At 67.6% G+C, this 16,368-nt stretch carries 16 protein-coding genes; 3 read left to right on the forward strand and 13 right to left on the reverse strand.

Annotated elements, in window-relative coordinates; translation table 11 throughout:
• Positions 1 to 17: 17 nt before the first annotated feature.
• The 4 genes from ACIOSY_RS10950 to ACIOSY_RS10965 form a co-directional block, all read right to left on the reverse strand.
• Positions 18 to 206, reverse strand: a complete 189-nt coding sequence (locus ACIOSY_RS10950; RefSeq protein ID WP_400853079.1) for a hypothetical protein — start codon at positions 204 to 206, stop codon at positions 18 to 20.
• 120 nt (positions 207 to 326) lie between these two features.
• Positions 327 to 956: a 30S ribosomal protein S4 gene (gene rpsD / locus ACIOSY_RS10955; RefSeq protein ID WP_028501817.1), complete on the reverse strand. Its 630-nt coding sequence runs from the start codon at positions 954 to 956 to the stop codon at positions 327 to 329.
• Positions 957 to 1,106: 150 nt separating this feature from the next.
• Positions 1,107 to 2,333: an acyltransferase gene (locus ACIOSY_RS10960; protein ID WP_400853081.1), complete on the reverse strand. Its 1,227-nt coding sequence runs from the start codon at positions 2,331 to 2,333 to the stop codon at positions 1,107 to 1,109.
• 129 nt (positions 2,334 to 2,462) lie between these two features.
• Positions 2,463 to 3,914, reverse strand: coding sequence for a replication-associated recombination protein A (locus ACIOSY_RS10965; protein ID WP_400853083.1), 1,452 nt, complete (start codon positions 3,912 to 3,914; stop codon positions 2,463 to 2,465).
• Positions 3,915 to 4,002: 88 nt separating this feature from the next.
• Here ACIOSY_RS10965 and ACIOSY_RS10970 point away from each other — a divergent pair, with 88 nt between their 5' ends.
• Positions 4,003 to 4,305 (forward strand): hypothetical protein, encoded by a 303-nt coding sequence (locus ACIOSY_RS10970; protein WP_400853085.1) that lies wholly within the window; start codon positions 4,003 to 4,005, stop codon positions 4,303 to 4,305.
• A gap of 44 nt (positions 4,306 to 4,349) precedes the next feature.
• On the opposite strand, the gene ACIOSY_RS10975 is transcribed toward ACIOSY_RS10970, so the two are convergent.
• Entirely contained in the window at positions 4,350 to 5,477 is a 1,128-nt protein-coding gene (locus ACIOSY_RS10975) for a uroporphyrinogen-III synthase (RefSeq protein ID WP_400853087.1), read from the reverse strand.
• 219 nt (positions 5,478 to 5,696) lie between these two features.
• Here ACIOSY_RS10975 and ACIOSY_RS10980 point away from each other — a divergent pair, with 219 nt between their 5' ends.
• Positions 5,697 to 7,034, forward strand: coding sequence for a DUF349 domain-containing protein (locus ACIOSY_RS10980; RefSeq protein ID WP_400853089.1), 1,338 nt, complete (start codon positions 5,697 to 5,699; stop codon positions 7,032 to 7,034).
• A gap of 64 nt (positions 7,035 to 7,098) precedes the next feature.
• Positions 7,099 to 7,650, forward strand: a complete 552-nt coding sequence (locus ACIOSY_RS10985) for a type IV toxin-antitoxin system AbiEi family antitoxin (RefSeq protein WP_400853091.1) — start codon at positions 7,099 to 7,101, stop codon at positions 7,648 to 7,650.
• Here the strand turns inward: ACIOSY_RS10985 and ACIOSY_RS10990 are convergent.
• From ACIOSY_RS10990 to ACIOSY_RS11025, 8 genes are all read right to left on the reverse strand, one after another.
• Entirely contained in the window at positions 7,637 to 9,886 is a 2,250-nt protein-coding gene (locus ACIOSY_RS10990; protein ID WP_400853093.1) for a RelA/SpoT family protein, read from the reverse strand. The two genes, ACIOSY_RS10985 and ACIOSY_RS10990, sit on opposite strands and share 14 nt — an antisense overlap.
• A gap of 86 nt (positions 9,887 to 9,972) precedes the next feature.
• Entirely contained in the window at positions 9,973 to 10,962 is a 990-nt protein-coding gene (gene secF, locus ACIOSY_RS10995; protein WP_400853095.1) for a protein translocase subunit SecF, read from the reverse strand.
• Positions 10,962 to 12,692, reverse strand: a complete 1,731-nt coding sequence (gene secD, locus ACIOSY_RS11000) for a protein translocase subunit SecD (RefSeq protein WP_400853097.1) — start codon at positions 12,690 to 12,692, stop codon at positions 10,962 to 10,964. Before secD ends, secF begins: the two co-directional genes overlap by 1 nt.
• Before the next feature lie 59 nt (positions 12,693 to 12,751).
• Complete coding sequence (gene yajC / locus ACIOSY_RS11005; RefSeq protein WP_400853099.1) at positions 12,752 to 13,150, reverse strand: preprotein translocase subunit YajC; 399 nt, start codon at positions 13,148 to 13,150, stop codon at positions 12,752 to 12,754.
• Positions 13,151 to 13,221: 71 nt separating this feature from the next.
• Positions 13,222 to 14,247 carry a Holliday junction branch migration DNA helicase RuvB gene (gene ruvB, locus ACIOSY_RS11010; protein ID WP_400853101.1) on the reverse strand — a complete coding sequence of 342 codons (1,026 nt, stop codon included), beginning with the start codon at positions 14,245 to 14,247 and terminating at the stop codon, positions 13,222 to 13,224.
• Positions 14,240 to 14,842: a Holliday junction branch migration protein RuvA gene (ruvA, locus tag ACIOSY_RS11015; RefSeq protein WP_400853103.1), complete on the reverse strand. Its 603-nt coding sequence runs from the start codon at positions 14,840 to 14,842 to the stop codon at positions 14,240 to 14,242. The genes ruvB and ruvA overlap by 8 nt, the downstream gene beginning before the upstream one ends.
• Before the next feature lie 9 nt (positions 14,843 to 14,851).
• Positions 14,852 to 15,436, reverse strand: coding sequence for a crossover junction endodeoxyribonuclease RuvC (ruvC, locus tag ACIOSY_RS11020; protein WP_400853105.1), 585 nt, complete (start codon positions 15,434 to 15,436; stop codon positions 14,852 to 14,854).
• A 45-nt stretch (positions 15,437 to 15,481) separates the two neighbouring features.
• Positions 15,482 to 16,243: a YebC/PmpR family DNA-binding transcriptional regulator gene (locus tag ACIOSY_RS11025; RefSeq protein ID WP_400853107.1), complete on the reverse strand. Its 762-nt coding sequence runs from the start codon at positions 16,241 to 16,243 to the stop codon at positions 15,482 to 15,484.
• Between the last annotated feature and the right edge of the window lie 125 nt (positions 16,244 to 16,368).

The following is a 16,368-nucleotide window of genomic DNA, read 5'->3' on the forward strand; positions in this document are numbered from 1 at the left end:
GCGGGTGCGCGTGCGGATCAGTGGTCTCCCGGCTCCGTGAGCCGGGCTTCCTCTGCGCGGTACGCGTCGCCGATGAGGGCGGTGAAACCGTTGATCCTGGCATCGACGTCGGCGAGGATGTCGTGGCCACGCGGATCCTTGTTCATGAAGTGAGCAGCGACGAAGCCGCCGATCACACCCATCAGGAACCACACCATGTTCTTCATGTCGCCATCCTTGCCATTGACCCGCGGAGGCGCGGTGTCACCATCGTATGCGGAAACGACGAGAGGCGTCGGGTTGCCCCGACGCCTCTCGCATGAACGCCGTGACGGCGTCCGATGGGCTCAGCGAGCCGCGTAGTACTCGACGACGAGCTGCACTTCGCAGGTCACGGGGACCTCGGCGCGCTTCGGACGACGAACCAGACGGCTCTGGAGCTTGTCGAGCTCGACCTCGAGGTAGCCGGGAACGGGGGGCAGAACCTCGGCGTGACCGCCGGCTGCTGCCACCTGGAAGGGCTCGGTGCCCTCGCTCTTGGCCTTGACGTGGATGAGCTGACCCGGCTTCACGCGGAAGGACGGGCGGTCGACGAGCTGACCGTCGACGAGGATGTGACGGTGCACGACGAGCTGGCGAGCCTGCGCCGTCGTGCGGGCGAACCCGGAGCGCACGACGAGAGCGTCGAGACGCATCTCGAGGAGCTCGACCAGGTTCTCACCGGTCAGACCATCCTGGCGACGGGCCTCGTTGAAGGTGTTGCGCATCTGCTTCTCGCGGATGCCGTACTGCTCGCGCAGACGCTGCTTCTCACGCAGACGAACGGCGTAGTCGCTGTCAGCCTTGCGCTTGGTGCGGCCGTGCTCACCCGGAGCGTAGGGACGCTTCTCGAGGTAGCGGGCGGCCTTCGGGGTGAGCGGGATGCCGAGTGCGCGGCTGAGGCGCACCTTGCGGCGGTCCTGAGACTTCGTGGTCACGAAGTTTTCCTTCCGATGACGTGGTCGCGTCTTTCGCGACTCACGGACGTATCGCCCTCGTTCGGCCTGGAAGCGCACGCCGGGGCGCTGTCAAGGTGGGGTGTGAACGAGGAGATGCCCGAAAACTCTGTTTCGAGCCACTCAACTTTATCAGACGCGGCGGTCGGCCTGAACGACGCCGACGACGGAGGCATCCTCCGACAGTACGAACCCGCGCCTCTCCCCCGGGCCTCCGACCGTGAGCCATGCGATCGCGCACGCCAGAACGCCCAGTGCGACCGGTGTGCCCGCCGTGAGATAGCCCTGCGAGAGCACCCATCCCACCGCGGCCACGAGCAAGGTGGTGGCGACGATCGATGCCCAGAGCGGCATGAACCGCGCGCGCTCCTTCGGCCACAGTCTTTCGATCCGCGGCACGATGAGACAGAACACGGCGACGACCGCGACGATCGCCAGCAACCACGGAATCCGCGTCACCCACCAGGTCGGGGTCAGCACGGGCGGGAACGGCAGCCCCAGCGCGAGCTGCATCCCGACGACGATCGCCATCGCGACGGTGTGCCAGAGGTAGATCACCATGCCGTACATTCCGAGGGCGGCGACGGTGACCAGCACCGGACGGATCCTCATCAGCGCACGGATCGCCGGTTGCAGCAGCGTGAAGAGATAGACCTGGGCGAGCCCGAGGAGGAGCAGCAGCACGGTCGGAGGGTTCAGGTTCGCGATCATGTCGGGGTCGTAGCCCAGTCCGAAGACGGCGACGCACATCAATCCGTAGGCGACGAGCGCCAGAAGCAGCAGCAGCCAGCGCGGCCGGCGCGAGTACCACTGGTCCCGCACGCCGAATCCCAGCTGCTGCACGAACAGCCACACGAAGAGCCAGTTCAGTGCGCCCAGCGGGACGCCGGCGAACCGGTCCAGCAGGTCGACCGCCACGACGAGTGCCGCAAGACCGAAGTAGGTCGCCCAGGCGGCTCTGCGATGGAGCCAGGCCATCAGCGGCACGAACGACGTGCAGATGGCGTAGACGGCGATGAACCACAGCGGCTCGGCCAGGCGGAACGCGAAGCTGCGCAGGAACCCGGGATCGGCACCGCAGAGCGCCATCACGCCGATGACGAGGAGAACGCCGAGCATGGCGAGGAGAACGGGCCGCGCGAGCCGCAGCGCGCGGACGCGGATGTACTCCCCCGCGCTCTCGCCCCGCTGGCTGAGCCGGCGCCACGTCGTGATCCCCGCGAACCCGCCCGCGATGAAGAACGTGGGCATGATCATGCCGATCCAGGTGATCCATGCCAGCGGCGCCCACTCGGCGAGGGCGTTGAACGCTCGTGGCGGATCGCCGTCGATCCCCATCTGGAACGCGTGCAGCACCACGACGATGGGGAGTCAGATCGCACGGACGAAGTCGATCGACAGATCGCGATCCGGTGGGATGCGCGGCAAGGAGCGAGTCACCCGCACCACTGTAGGGGGCGGGTGACTCTGACGCATCGAGCGGGGCGATCAGCCGCCGTCGAGGATGCGACGGATGCGTTCCAGCCGGGCGGACACATCGCGTTCGGCACCGAGCGTCTTCGGCGCGTAGTAGCGGCGCCCTCGAAGCTCATCGGGCAGGTACTGCTGTGTGACGACCCCGAACTCGCTGTCGTGCGGATAGACGTATCCGCGTCCGTGGCCGAGTCGCTTCGCGCCCGGGTAGTGGGCGTCGCGCAGATGCAGGGGCACGCGTCCGAATCCGCCGGACCGGATGTCGGCGATCGCCGCATCGATGCCGACGTACGCGGCGTTGGATTTCGCCGTCGTCGCCAGGTAGATCGTCGCCTCGGCCAGTGGGATGCGCCCTTCGGGCATACCGATGAAGGCCACCGCGTCAGCGGCGGCGACCGCGATGACCAGCGCCTGCGGATCGGCGAGACCGATGTCTTCGGATGCCGAGATCACGAGGCGCCGCGCGATGAAGCGCGGATCTTCACCGGCCTCGACCATCCGGGCGAGGTAGTGCAGAGCGGCGTCGGGATCGGATCCGCGGATCGACTTGATGAAGGCACTGATGACGTCGTAGTGCTCGTCGCCCTGCCGGTCGTAACGGAGCAGCGCGCGGTCGACCGCTTGAGCCACGTCGTCTGCCGACACCTCGGGGACGGTCGCGGTTTTGGGCTTCCCGTCGGCTGCGACGGCGATCGTCTTCTCCGCGGCGGGATCGTCGGAATCGCCATCGTCGGAATCGTCATCGTCGGAATCGTCAGCGTCGGAATCGTGGGCAGTCCCGCCGAGATCGCGGGACAGCGCGACGGCCGCTCCGGCCTCCAGACCGGTCAATGCGCGGCGCGCATCTCCGGAGGCGAGGCGCACGAGCGCGTCACGGGCCTCTGCACTGAGGGTGACGGCACCGCGAAGACCGCGCACGTCATCGACGGCGCGTTCGATGAGGAGCCCGATGTCGTCGTCGGTCAGCAGCTGCAGCGTGAGCAGTAGGGAGCGGGACAGCAGCGGGGAGATGACCGAGAACGACGGGTTCTCGGTCGTGGCGGCGATCAGGATGACCCATCCGTTCTCGACACCGGGAAGCAGCGCGTCCTGCTGCGCCTTGGTGAACCGATGGATCTCGTCGAGGAACAGGATCGTCGTCTGCCCGTAGAGGTCGCGCTGGGTGATCGCCTCCTGCATCACCTCGCGCACGTCTTTCACTCCGGCGGTGATCGCGGAGAGTTCGACGAAGCGCCGGCCCGACGAGCGGGCGATCGCCTGGGCCAGGGTCGTCTTGCCCGTGCCCGGCGGCCCCCAGAGGATGATCGACACCGCTCCCGGCGATGTCGCATCGGGATCGGCCAGCGCCACGATCGGGGATCCGGCCCGCAGGAGGTGACGTTGCCCGGCCACCTCGTCGAGCGACACCGGGCGCATACGCACGGCGAGGGGCGTCTGCCCGGAGAGCAGTGCGGAGGCGGATGTCATCCTCCCAGGCTAATGCGGGCCCACGACGTTGACGACGGTAGGCTCTCAGGCGACGTCACGCAGCGGCGTCCGCACAGAGGGAGCAGGCATGGCGGCACGGGGTTCGAAGAGCGCGCAGGAGCGCACCCAGGCGGAGCGCGCGCGTCTCCACTCCGCCCGCAGCGCGTGGCACCAGGCGCTGATCCGGCGCCGTGTGCGCGACAACGTGATCGCGAGCATCGGCGGCACGGTCATCGTGATCGCCGCGATCGCCAGTCAGGTCGCGCACGCACAGGTCGTCGTGCCGGAGCCGACCCCCACATCGACCGTCGAGCCGACGGCACCCGCCGAGACGCTGACGCCCGAGTCACCGGCACCCGAGCCCGAGACGACGGACGCACCGGCCCAGTAGCGCCCACCACGGCGGACGCGCTCTGCGCGATCCCTGCCGCGGGGTCAGTCCGACTCGTCGACGTTGAGGCGGTATCCGCGCTTGACGACGGTCTTCACGATGTCGGGAGCGCCGAGAGCCTCGCGCAGCCGCGCCACCGCCATCTCCGCCGCATGGACCCTCTCCCGCCCGCGCGGCAGCGCACGGACGAGTTCCTCGCGGGAGAGCACGTGTCCGCCGGCATCGAAGAGCGCTCCGAGAACACTCGCCGATGTGCGCGCCAGAGGAACGAACCTGCCGTCGATGACGGCTCCCCCACTGCGCATCTCCACGGCCCCCGATGTCGTACGGATGATCGGCCGTCGGCCCGATCCGAAGTGCTCCACGACCTCCCGCACGAATGCACCGACCCGACCGCGCGCGGCGACCGTCGTGCGCAGGTTCTCACCGTCGAGCAGCGCATGCGGCGCCGGTCCGGCGCTCAGAAGCAACGCACCGGTGGATGCTCGTCGCCGGACGGCATCCAGCGCGCGGGTCGATTCCGCCGCACGCAGCCATTCCTCAGCGCCGGAAGCCGAGGTGAACAGCACCGCATCCAGCTCCCCGGCGGCGGCCTGCATCACCGTGCGACGCACGACGAGCGGGTCCTGAGGCGTGCCCGAGCCGACGACCGGAACGCTCACGACCGATGCCCCATGGGCGACCAGCAGTGCCTCGAGCGCATCGGTCCGTGCTCCGTGACGCTGAACGGCGACGCGTGCTCCACCCACCCCTCGGCCACGCACGTAGGCCCCGATCTCGTCCGGGCTGTCGGTGGCGACGACCAGCTCGCACGTGAATCCCGCGTGGCGTACCGCTCCCTCTGCACGAGGACCCCATGCGACGAACCGCGTGCGCGTGAACGTCTCCCAGAGCGCATCGCTGAGGTCGTTCGCGTGAACCATGCGTGTCCACGCGCGGAATCCGGCACCGGAGGTGACGACGACGACATCCGGCGCATCGGCGATCAGTTCGGCGGTGCGCGTGAGCAGAACCCCTTCGTGGAGCACCGACGCGTTGCTGGGCTCGGGCACGCGAAAGACGTTCGCGCCACGGCGTTCGAGCGCTGCAGAGAGGGACGGCGCATGGCGGACACCGGCGATCACGATGCTGCACCCGGTGAGGACCGGACCCGCTGAACGTCGAGCCGTCATCACGAAGCCTCCCTCTCTCAGTGCTGCCCACGGTAGGACGCCCGTGTTTCGCGCATGTTCCGAACGCAGTCGCACACGGCGCACGCTCTCCGCACGACGACGTGACGAAGATGTGAGCGAAGCGAGGACCGGATGCAGCGGGCACCCGGTCGCGCGCATACTAGGCTGAACACCGTCCCTTCCCCCTCCCGCGGGATGACCGCGCAAGGAGAGCAAATCTTGTCTGCCACCGAACCGTCGAAGCCGACTCCTCCCATTCCTGCACCGCCGCGCCTTCCGGCGCCTCCGCGCGTGCCCGCCCCCACCGCTCCCGTCGCACCCGCGATCGCCGGCGCGGCGGATTGGGGCCGCGTCACCGAGGACGGCAGCGTCGAGGTCCGCGAAGGCGAGACCTGGCGAGTCGTCGGCCAGTACCCCGACGGCACGCCCGACGAGGCTCTCGCCTACTTCGTGCGCAAGTACGAAGACATCGCCTTCAAGGTGCACACGCTGGAGCAGCGCCACCAGGCCGGCGGCGCGGCGGCGAGCGACCTGTCGAAGCAGGCGGGTCACCTCATCGCCGAGGCGACGGATGCCGCAGCGGTCGGCGACCTCGCCGGTCTGCGCGAGCGTCTCGACGCCCTGACCGCGTCGCTCTCGGAAGCGACCGCACAGGAGGCGCAGGAAGCCAAGGAGGTCCTCGACAAGGCGGTCGCCGAGCGCACCGCCCTCGTCGAGCGCGCCGAAGCCATCGCCGCACGCGATCTGTCCAAGGTGCAGTGGAAGCAGGTCACCGCTGAACTCGGCGAGCTGTTCGACGCCTGGCAGGCTCAGCAGCAGAACGGCCCGCGCCTCTCGAAGAACGTCTCGCAGCAGCTCTGGAAGCGATTCCGCGATGCGCGCGCCGTCGTCGACAAGCAGCGACGGGCGTTCTACTCCGAGCTCGACGACACGCACAAGGTCGCTCGCGATGCGAAGACCCGGCTGATCGAGCGCGCCGAAGCACTGGCGCCGCGCGGTATCGACGGCATCCCCGCCTATCGCACGCTCCTCGACGAGTGGAAGGCGTCCGGCCGCGCCGGGCGCAAGGCCGATGACGCGCTGTGGGCCCGCTTCAAGGCCGCCGGCGATGCCCTCTACGCGGCCCGCGCCGAGCAGTCCGCCGCCGAAGAGGCAGAGTCCGCTCCGAAGATCGAAGCCCGTCAGGCTCTCCTGGAAGAAGCCAAGGCCGTCGCCGACGAGTCCAACATCAAGCGTGCACGCGCGCTCCTCACGCGCATCCAGCGCCAGTGGGACGAGATCGGCCGTATCTTCCCCCGCGACAAGGAGCGCGCACTCGATGACAAGCTCCGCGTCATCGAGCAGGCGCTCAAGGCGCGCGAAGAGGTCGACTGGAAGAAGAACAACCCCGAGACCAAGGCCCGCGCGAACGACATGAGCAGCCAGTTGCTCGAGGCGATCGAGAAGCTCGAGTCGGAACTCGCCGCCGCGGAGAAGACCGGCGACAAGAAGGCCATCAAGGAGGCGTCGGACGCTCTCGAGGCTCGACGCACCTGGCTCACCGCACTCGGCGGCTGATCGGTTCTCCACAGGTCGGACATCCGGCCCGCGAACGCGGGATGCACTGCGCCACACTGGCGTGATGCATCCCGCGTTTCTCTATGTGCCGGACGCCCGACTCAGCCTCTCCGAGCTGACGGCGGCGCGCATCGACGGGCTTCTCGTCGAAGTCGGCGACATCTACGTCCCGGCGGATCTCGTCGAGGGACGCGAGGTCCGCGCGGCCGGAGTCGCCGCGTTGATCCCGCCGGGCACTGCCGCGTCCGGCCCGACGGCCGCCTGGATCCACGGGGCGCGCGATGCCGCGCCGAGTCCGCACCACCTGCGCCGGGCAGTCGCGCGCCGGATCCGCCCGCCGCAGAGCCCACGCCTCGTGTACCACGACACTCCCCTGCCCGAAGAAGACGTCGAGAGCATCGGCGGCGTCCCGGTATCGACGGCGGCACGCACTCTGTTCGATCTCGCCGTAGGTCTGCATCGCGACCCGACGCTGATGCCGTGGATCCGCGGTCTCGCCGATGTCGCGCCGGCGTTGGTTCCCGTCGTCATCCGTCGTCTGCTCGGCACCCGGCGTCTTCCGGGATCTCGCGCAGCGCTTGCGGTTCTCGAGCGGTCGTCGGTCAGGACGACGTGACGCGATAGACGTCGTAGACGGCGTCGATGCGTCGAACGGCGTTGAGCACCCGATCGAGGTGAACCGCATCACCCATCTCGAACACGAAACGGCTCAGCGCGAGACGTTCGTCGTTCGTCGTGACGGTGGCCGAGAGGATGTTGACGTGGTGTTCGCTCAGCACTCGCGTGACGTCCGACAGCAGACCGGAACGGTCGAGTGCCTCGACCTGGATCTGCACCCGGAACACGCTCTTGGTCGTGGGAGCCCATGAGACCTCGACGAACCGATCGGGTTCGCTGCTCAGCGCCTTCACGTTCACGCAGTCGGCGCGGTGCACCGAGACACCGCTTCCGCGGGTCACGAAGCCGACGATCGCGTCTCCCGGCACCGGGGTGCAGCACTTGGCCACCTTGACGAGGATGTCGGCCGCTCCGCGCACGAGCACACCGGAATCACCGGAGCGCGGCTCACGGGTGGGAACGCTGCCCGGAAGATCGATCGTGCCGGTGTTCGGTTCGTTGGACTCGACGAGCGCGGTGACCTTCTCGAGAACCGACTGCGTCGACACATGGCCCTCGCCCACGGCGGCATAGAGCGCCGAGACGTCTTCGTAGCGCAGCTGCTGAGCGACCTCGGCGAAGGAGTCCTGGCTCATCAGACGCTGGAGCGGCAGGTTCTGACGACGCATCGCTCGCGCGATCGCCTCTTTGCCCTGCTCGATCGCCTCTTCGCGACGTTCCTTCGTGAACCACCCGCGGATCTTGTTGCGTGCACGCGTGCTCCGCACGAAGCCGAGCCAGTCCTGGCTGGGGCCGGCATCGGGGTTCTTCGAGGTGAAGACCTCCACCACGTCGCCGCTCTTCAGCTCGGATTCGAGCGGTACCAGTCGGCCGTTGACCTTGGCACCCATCGTGCGGTGCCCGATCTCGGTGTGCACCGCGTACGCGAAGTCGACCGGGGTTGCGCCGGCGGGAAGACCCACCACGCGTCCCTTCGGGGTGAAGACGTAGACCTCTTTCGCACCGATCTCGAAGCGGAGCGAGTCGAGGAACTCCCCCGGATCGGCGGTTTCGGCCTGCCAGTCGGAGATGTGCGCCAACCAGGCCATGTCGGTGTCGGATGCCCGCACCTCGACCTTTCCGCCGTTCATGCGCTCTTTGTACATCCAGTGGGCCGCGACCCCGTACTCGGCCTGCTGGTGCATCTCGTGCGTGCGGATCTGGATCTCGACCGTGCGGCCGGCAGGACCGATGACGGTCGTGTGCAGCGACTGGTAGAGGTTGAACTTGGGCGTGGCGATGTAGTCCTTGAACCGACCGGGCAGCGGCGTCCACCGCGCGTGGATCGCGCCGAGCACGGCGTAGCAGTCGCGCACCGACGCGACGAGCACGCGGATGCCGATCAGGTCGTAGATGTCGTCGAACTCGCGACCTCGCACCACCATCTTCTGGTAGACCGAGTACAACTGCTTCGGGCGCCCGAAGACCTTGCCGCGAATACGCAGATCACGCAGATCTTCTTCGATCTCCTCGACGACCTGGCCGAGGTACTTCTCGCGCTGCGGCGTGCGCTGCGCGATGAGGCTGTGGATCTCGTTGTAGATCTTGGGATGCAGTACGGCGAACGAGAGATCTTCGAGCTCTGACTTGATCGCCTGGATGCCGAGGCGGTTCGCCAGAGGGGCGTAGATCTCGAGCGTCTCCTTGGCCTTCTTCGCCGCCTTCTCGGGCGGGACGAAACCCCAGGTGCGTGCGTTGTGGAGGCGGTCGGCGAGCTTGATCAGTAGCACGCGGATGTCTTTCGACATCGCGACGATCATCTTGCGGACGGTCTCGGCCTGGGCGCTCTCGCCGTACTTGACCTTGTCGAGCTTGGTGACGCCGTCGACGAGCATCGCGACCTCGTCGCCGAACTCGGCGGTGAGGTCGGTCAGCGCATACCCCGTGTCTTCGACCGTGTCGTGCAGCAGGGCCGCAGCGATCGCACGAGGACCGAGCCCCAGCTCGGCGAGGATCTGCGCCACGGCGAGCGGATGCGTGATGTACGGCTCGCCGCTCTGGCGCTGCTGACCGGTGTGCTTGTCCTTCGCGACGGCGTAGGCACGCTCGATGACCGAGATGTCACCGCGCGGGTGATTGGCCTTGACCGTCCGGATCAGGTTGTCGAGATCGTTGACCCTGGACGCGCGCGAGAAGATGCGGGGAACCAGACGCCGCAGGCTGGATCCCTGCGCCGGCGACTGCGATTCCGCCATCCGCTCACCTCCGAAATCAGAAAATCAGGACATCAGACAAGACTACGCGTGCCCGGCGGGGTCGGGCCGCCGCCGGGCAGAGCGCGTCAGGCCTCGACGGCCGCGCGGCTGCGCGCTTCGCGGATCCGCGCGTCACGCTCACGGATCTGCGGCTCGTTCTCACGGAAGAGCGAGTAGAGCGGGGCGGCGACGAAGAGCGTCGAGTAGGTCGCGACGATGATGCCGACGAAGATCGACAGCGAGATGTCGGTGAGCGTCTCGGCTCCGAGCCAGAGCGATCCGATGAAGAGGATCGCACCGACGGGCAGCGCCGCGACGACAGACGTGTTGATCGACCGGACGAGCGTCTGGTTGACTGCGAGGTTGACCGATTCGCCGAACAGACGCGCCGATTTCTCTCCGTCCTCGCTCGTATTCTCTCGAATCTTGTCGAACACGACGGTGGTGTCGTACAGCGAATACGAGAGGATCGTCAGGAATCCGATCACCGCCGCCGGCGAGATCTCGAACCCGGCGAGAGCGTAGACGCCCACCGTGATCACGAGCACGTCGAGGAGGCCGATGATCGCGGCGGCCGACATCTTCCAGGTGCGGAAGTAGATCGCCAGGATCAGGAAGGTGAGAGCGAGGAAGATCGCGAGTCCCCAGAGGGACTGACGGGTGACGTTCTCTCCCCAGGCGGGGCCGATGAACGACGAGGTGACCTCTGCCGGTTCGACCTCGTAGGCGTCGGCGAGAGCCGTGGCGACCTGCTGGGTCTCCTCCGCGCTCATCTGATCGGTCTGCACGCGAACATCGGTCTCGTTGACGATGACGACCTTCGTGGCCGACTCCGGCACGATGGACTGCACGGCATCGGTGGCGATCTGCTGATCTGTGCTGTCCGGCGCCGTCACCGTGAACTGCGATCCACCCGTGAACTCGATCGAGAACTGCACCGGACGGATCAACGGCACGAGGGCCGAGCCGACGACCAGGACGATCGCGATGATGAACCACAGACGGCGCTTGCCGACGAACGGGAAAGAGGTCTTCCCCGTGTACAGGTTGTTGCCGAACTCATTCATGGAAGGCATCAGGCGTCTCCCTCACTTCCGGCGTTGGACGATCTATCGCCCGCGAGTGCCTCCGCGCGCTTGCGCTCGGCGATGGTCTGGCGGCGTTCTGCTTCGCCGCGGGCGCGGGCGTTCTTCGCGCCGCGACCCGCCGAGGCGGTGGAGACCTCACGGAACTGCGAGCGGCTCCGGTACACCGCACCGAGCGCCTCCGGGTCGAGACCGGACAGCTTGTGCCCGCCCCCGAAGAAGCGCGTGCGCGCCAACAGTTGCATCACCGGGTGCGTGAAGATCACGAAGATGAACACGTCGATGATCGTCGTGAGACCCAGCGTGAACGCGAAGCCCTTCACGGTCGAGTCCGCGAGGATGTACAGCACGACAGCGGCCAGGATGTTGATCGACTTCGAGATGTAGATCGTGCGCCTCGCGCGACCCCATCCGTCTTCGACCGCCGATGTGATCGACTTGCCGTCACGCAGTTCGTCTCGGATTCTCTCGAAGTAGACGATGAACGAATCGGCGGTGAATCCGATCGAGACGATCAGACCGGCGACGCCGGCGAGCGACAGACGGAATCCGAGTCGCCACGCGAGGATGCAGATGATGATGTAGGTCAGCACACCCATCACCGCGATGGAGGCGATGATCACCGAGCCGAGCGCGCGGTAGACGATAAGCGAGTAGATCGCGACGAGGATCAGACCGATGAGGCCGGCGATCAGGCCGATCTGCAACTGCTGCGTGCCGAGTGTCGCCGAGACGGTGTCGGAGCTCTGCACCGTGAAGCTCAGCGGGAGCGCTCCGTACTTGAGCTGATCCGCGAGGGCCGTCGCCGACTCCTGCGTGAAGCTGCCCGAGATGCTCGGGCGGCCGTCGAGGATCACACCGTTCATGCGCGGGGCGGAGATGACGGAGCCATCGAGCACGAAGGCGAACTGGTCGCGCGGAGTCAGCCCGTCGATGCGGTTCTGGTTGAGGCGGGTGCTCACCTTGCCGAAGGCATCCGCTCCGTCGCCGTTCATCGTGAGCTGCACGAGCCAGGCGCCGTTCTGCGGGTCGCGGCCGCTGGCGGCATCGTCGATCGCGGTGCCGTCGAGCTCGGCCGGGCCGAGAAGGAACTTCGCCGTGCCCTCCGCGTCGCACGCCACCATCGGCTCTTCGGCCGACGGACGGTTCGCCGCGTTCTCGGGGTTGGCGCAGTCGTAAGCGAGGAACTCGGCCTGAAGCTTCGGTGTCACCCAGTTCAGGTCGCTGCCGTCGGTCGGATCGACCGTCGGCGTCGCCTCGAGGGAGTCGTCCGGAGCGGGGTACGGCGTCTCATTGCCATCTTCCCCGACGAAGGTGCTGGCGGCCGCGGTCGTCGCGAGCACGGCGCGGAACTCCAGCTGGGCGCTGCTCGTGATGCGATCGCGCGTCTGCTGGTCGGCCACACCCGGGATCTGGACGACGATGTTCTGTCCGCCCTCGGTCGTGATGTCGGCCTCGGCGACACCGGAGGCGTCGACGCGCTGGCGGATGATCGAGGCGGCCTGGTCGAGCTGCTCCGACGACGGCGCTGCGCCGTCTTCGGTCTCGGCGCTCAGGACGATCTGCGTGCCGCCCTGCAGGTCGAGCGCGAGCTCTGGAGCCCAGGAGCTCTTCTCGAACACGTGGACGCCGACGGCGTTGATGCCGAAGAGCACACCCGTCACGAGGAGCAGGCCGAGGAGGACCCGCCAGGCGTGACGGACGGGAGAGGATGAAGCCACGTGTTTTCAGCTTTCTGCGAGGCCGGAAGAGCGAAGTGCGGGAGGGACCCGCGGACTGCTTACTTGTTGTCTGCGTCGCGGTCGAGGCGCGCGCGGGTCTCTTCGGGAGTCTCCGTCGCAGGGATCGCGTCGTCGGCCACGGTGTCGAGCTCGGTGATCTCGGCGTCGTCGAGCACGATGTCCTTGGGCTCGACGATGCGCAGGATCGCCTGGCTGTGCACCTCGATCACCACTCCCGGAGCGATCTCGACGGAAGCCGGGTGGTCGAGGTCATCGGGGTCGTACGACACGATGGTTCCGAAGATGCCGCCCTGGAGGAGCACGCGCACACCCGGAACGGTCTTCGTGGCCTTCTCTTCCTGCTCGGCCTTCATCTGCTTGCTGCGCTTGCGCGTGTTGAAGATCATGAAGACGAGGAGCACGGCGAGGAGGCCGAAGAGCAGAATTTCCATGGGCATGGGGAAGCGCCTTTCTCAGGTGCACGCACCAGCCTTTGGGCGCACAGAGGTATCGGGGAAGTCTTCAGTGATTATAGGTCATGCAGATGAAGCGTCCCATCCGAGTGCGGAATGTCGAGGTGCGCGTACGCCTCCGGCATCGCCACGCGCCCGCGCGGGGTGCGACCGAGGAATCCGATGCGCACCAGATAGGGCTCGACCACCGCCTCGACGGTCTCGGCTTCTTCTCCGACGGCGACGGCGAGCGTGCTGAGCCCCACCGGCCCGCCCTTGAACCGTCGTACGAGTGCCTCCAGTACCGCCCGGTCGAGACGGTCCAGACCGATCGGGTCGACGTCGTAGAGCTCGAGCGCGGCCTTCACATCGTGCAGCGTGGCAGCGCCGTCGCCGTGCACGAGGGCGTAGTCGCGCACGCGACGCAGCAGCCGGTTCGCGATGCGGGGTGTACCCCGGGACCGACGCGCGATCTCGGCGAGGGAGTCTTTCGGCAGGTCGACCCTCAGCATCGATGACGAGCGCGAGATGACCTGCTCGAGCTCGTGCTCCTCGTAGAACTCCAGGTGCCCGGTGAAGCCGAAGCGGTCGCGCAGCGGGTTGGGGAGCAGTCCCGAGCGCGTGGTCGCTCCCACGAGGGTGAACGGCGCCAACTCGAGCGGGATGCTCGTCGCCCCCGCCCCCTTGCCGACCATGATGTCGATCCGGAAGTCCTCCATCGCGAGGTAGAGCATCTCTTCGGCCGAACGCGCCATGCGGTGGATCTCATCGATGAAGAGCACTTCGCCGGGGACGAGGCTCGACAGCAACGCGGCCAGATCGCCCGCATGCTGGATCGCGGGGCCGCTGGAGAGACGGAGGGGTCGATCGCTCTCGTGCGCGACGATCATCGCGAGCGTCGTCTTGCCCAGCCCCGGGGGGCCGGCGAGCAGGATGTGATCGGCCGGGCGGTTCTGGATGCGCGCGGCTTCGAGCAGCAGCTGCAGTTGTCCACGCACCTTCTGCTGCCCGACGAACTCGCCGAGGCTCGACGGACGTAGGGCGCCCTCGATTGCGAGTTCTGTCTCGTCGACGGGTTCGCTGGCGTCGAGGGCGTCAGACACGCGCCGGCCCCAGCAGAGCGAGGGTGCGGCGCAGCAGTGCGGCCACGGACGCGCGCTCGGCATCGGATGCCTCGGCTGCCGTCTGCGCGGCCGCCTCGGCCGCGACCTTCTCGGACCACCCGAGGCCGATGAGGGCGGCGGAGACCTGGCTCACGATGTCGACCGGACCGCTCGATGCCGGTGCGGACGGGCTCGTCGCATGCACCTTGCCGGCGAGCTGCAGCACGATGAGCTTCGCGGTCTTCGGTCCGATGCCCGACACGCGGCGGAAGGGCGCGTCGTCTTCGGACGTGACCGCTTCGGCGATCTGATCGACCGTGAGGTGGGAGAGCACCCCGAGGGCGGATTTCGGTCCGACACCGGTGACGCTGATCAACAGCCCGAAGATCTCGAGCTCGTCGCGGTCCGCGAACCCGTAGAGCGACAGCGCGTCTTCGCGGACGATCAAGCTGGTGTGCAGACGCAGCTGCTCACCGACGACCGCGGTGTGCGCGACGTCTGCCGGGACGGCGACCGAGAAGCCGACCCCGCCCACGTCGATGATGACCTGGTCGGAGGTGGTGTGCAGGACGGCGCCGTGCAGCGAGGAGATCATCCCCTCAGCCTATGCGCCGGGTCGTAGATATGTTCGACCGACACGCTCCGCCTCTGCCCAGGCACGCTGCGCCGGAGTGAGCGCTCCCGCCGAGGCGGTGCCCGCACTCCCCCGTCGCCACGCATGGCAGAGCGCGATGGCGAGTGCATCGGCGGCATCCGCCGGTTGCGGTGGGGCGTCGAGTCGCAGGATACGGGCGATCATCGCCTGAACCTGCCGTTTGTCCGCCGAGCCGTAGCCGGTCACGGCGGCCTTGACCTCGCTCGGCGTGTGCGTCTGCGCGGGAAGACCGGCCTCGGCCGCGAGCAGCAATGCCACACCGCTCGCCTGCGCCGTGCCCATCACGGTGTGGGTGTTCTGCTGCGCGAACACCCGCTCGACGGCGACGGCCTGGGGCTGGTGCTCGGCGATGACCTCGCGGATTCCCGCGGCGACGATCGCCAGGCGCTCTCCGATCGGAGCATCCGGAGACGAGCGGATCACGCCGACGTGCACCAGCGTGCCGCGGCGCGACCGATCGACGTCGACGACTCCCACACCGCAGCGGGTGAGGCCGGGGTCGATGCCCAGGACGCGCAGGGAAGTGGAGGTCACTCCCCCAGGCTAAGCGGCATCGCCGACGTCGTCGCCGTGACGCGCCTAGGCGTCGTCGTTCTCGAGCTCCGCCTGCACCTCGGCCGACAGGTCGAAGTTCGTGAACACGTTCTGCACGTCTTCACTGTCTTCGAGTGCGTCGATGAGGCGGAAGATCTTGCGTGCGGTGTCGGCGTCGATCTCGACCTTGAGGTTCGGCACGAACTCGACGTCGGCGGACTCGTAGTCGATCCCGGCATCCTGCAGCGCGCTGCGGACGGCGACGAGGTCGGCCGCATCGGTGATGACCTCGAAGCCCTCGGCGTGGGGCTCGATCTCCTCGGCACCCGCCTCGAGCACCGCGAGCATGACGTCGTCCTCGCTCGTACCCTCAGCGCCGACGACGATGACGCCCTTGCGCGAGAAGTTGTAGGCGACGCTGCCCGGGTCTGCGAGCGTTCCCCCGTTGCGGCTCAGCGCGGTACGCACCTCAGCGGCGGCACGGTTCTTGTTGTCGGTCAGACACTCGATCATCATGGCCACACCGTTGGGTCCGTAGCCTTCGTACATGATCGACAGGTACTCGACGGCTTCGCCGCCGATGCCGGCGCCGCGCTTCACCGCGCGGTCGATGTTGTCCTTGGGGACAGAGGTCTTCTTCGCCTTCTGCACCGCGTCGAAGAGAGTCGGGTTGCCCTGAAGGTCGGGCCCGCCGAGCTTCGCGGCGACCTCGATGTTCTTGATGAGCTTCGCCCACGACTTCGCCCGGCGGGAGTCGATGATGGCTTTCTTGTGCTTCGTGGTCGCCCACTTGGAATGCCCGGACATTTCTCTCCGCTCGTCGTATCCGCCCCGGAGCCGTGTCCAGGGCGCCGTCCAGTCTACCGAAACGCTTCCGCATCGCACGGCGGCGCGATCTTCGCGGCACGAGACCTGGCGCACGAAGCCATACG

The sequence above is a fragment of the Microbacterium sp. NPDC087665 genome (genome assembly GCF_044743285.1).
Classification (GTDB): Bacteria; Actinomycetota; Actinomycetes; order Actinomycetales; family Microbacteriaceae; genus Microbacterium.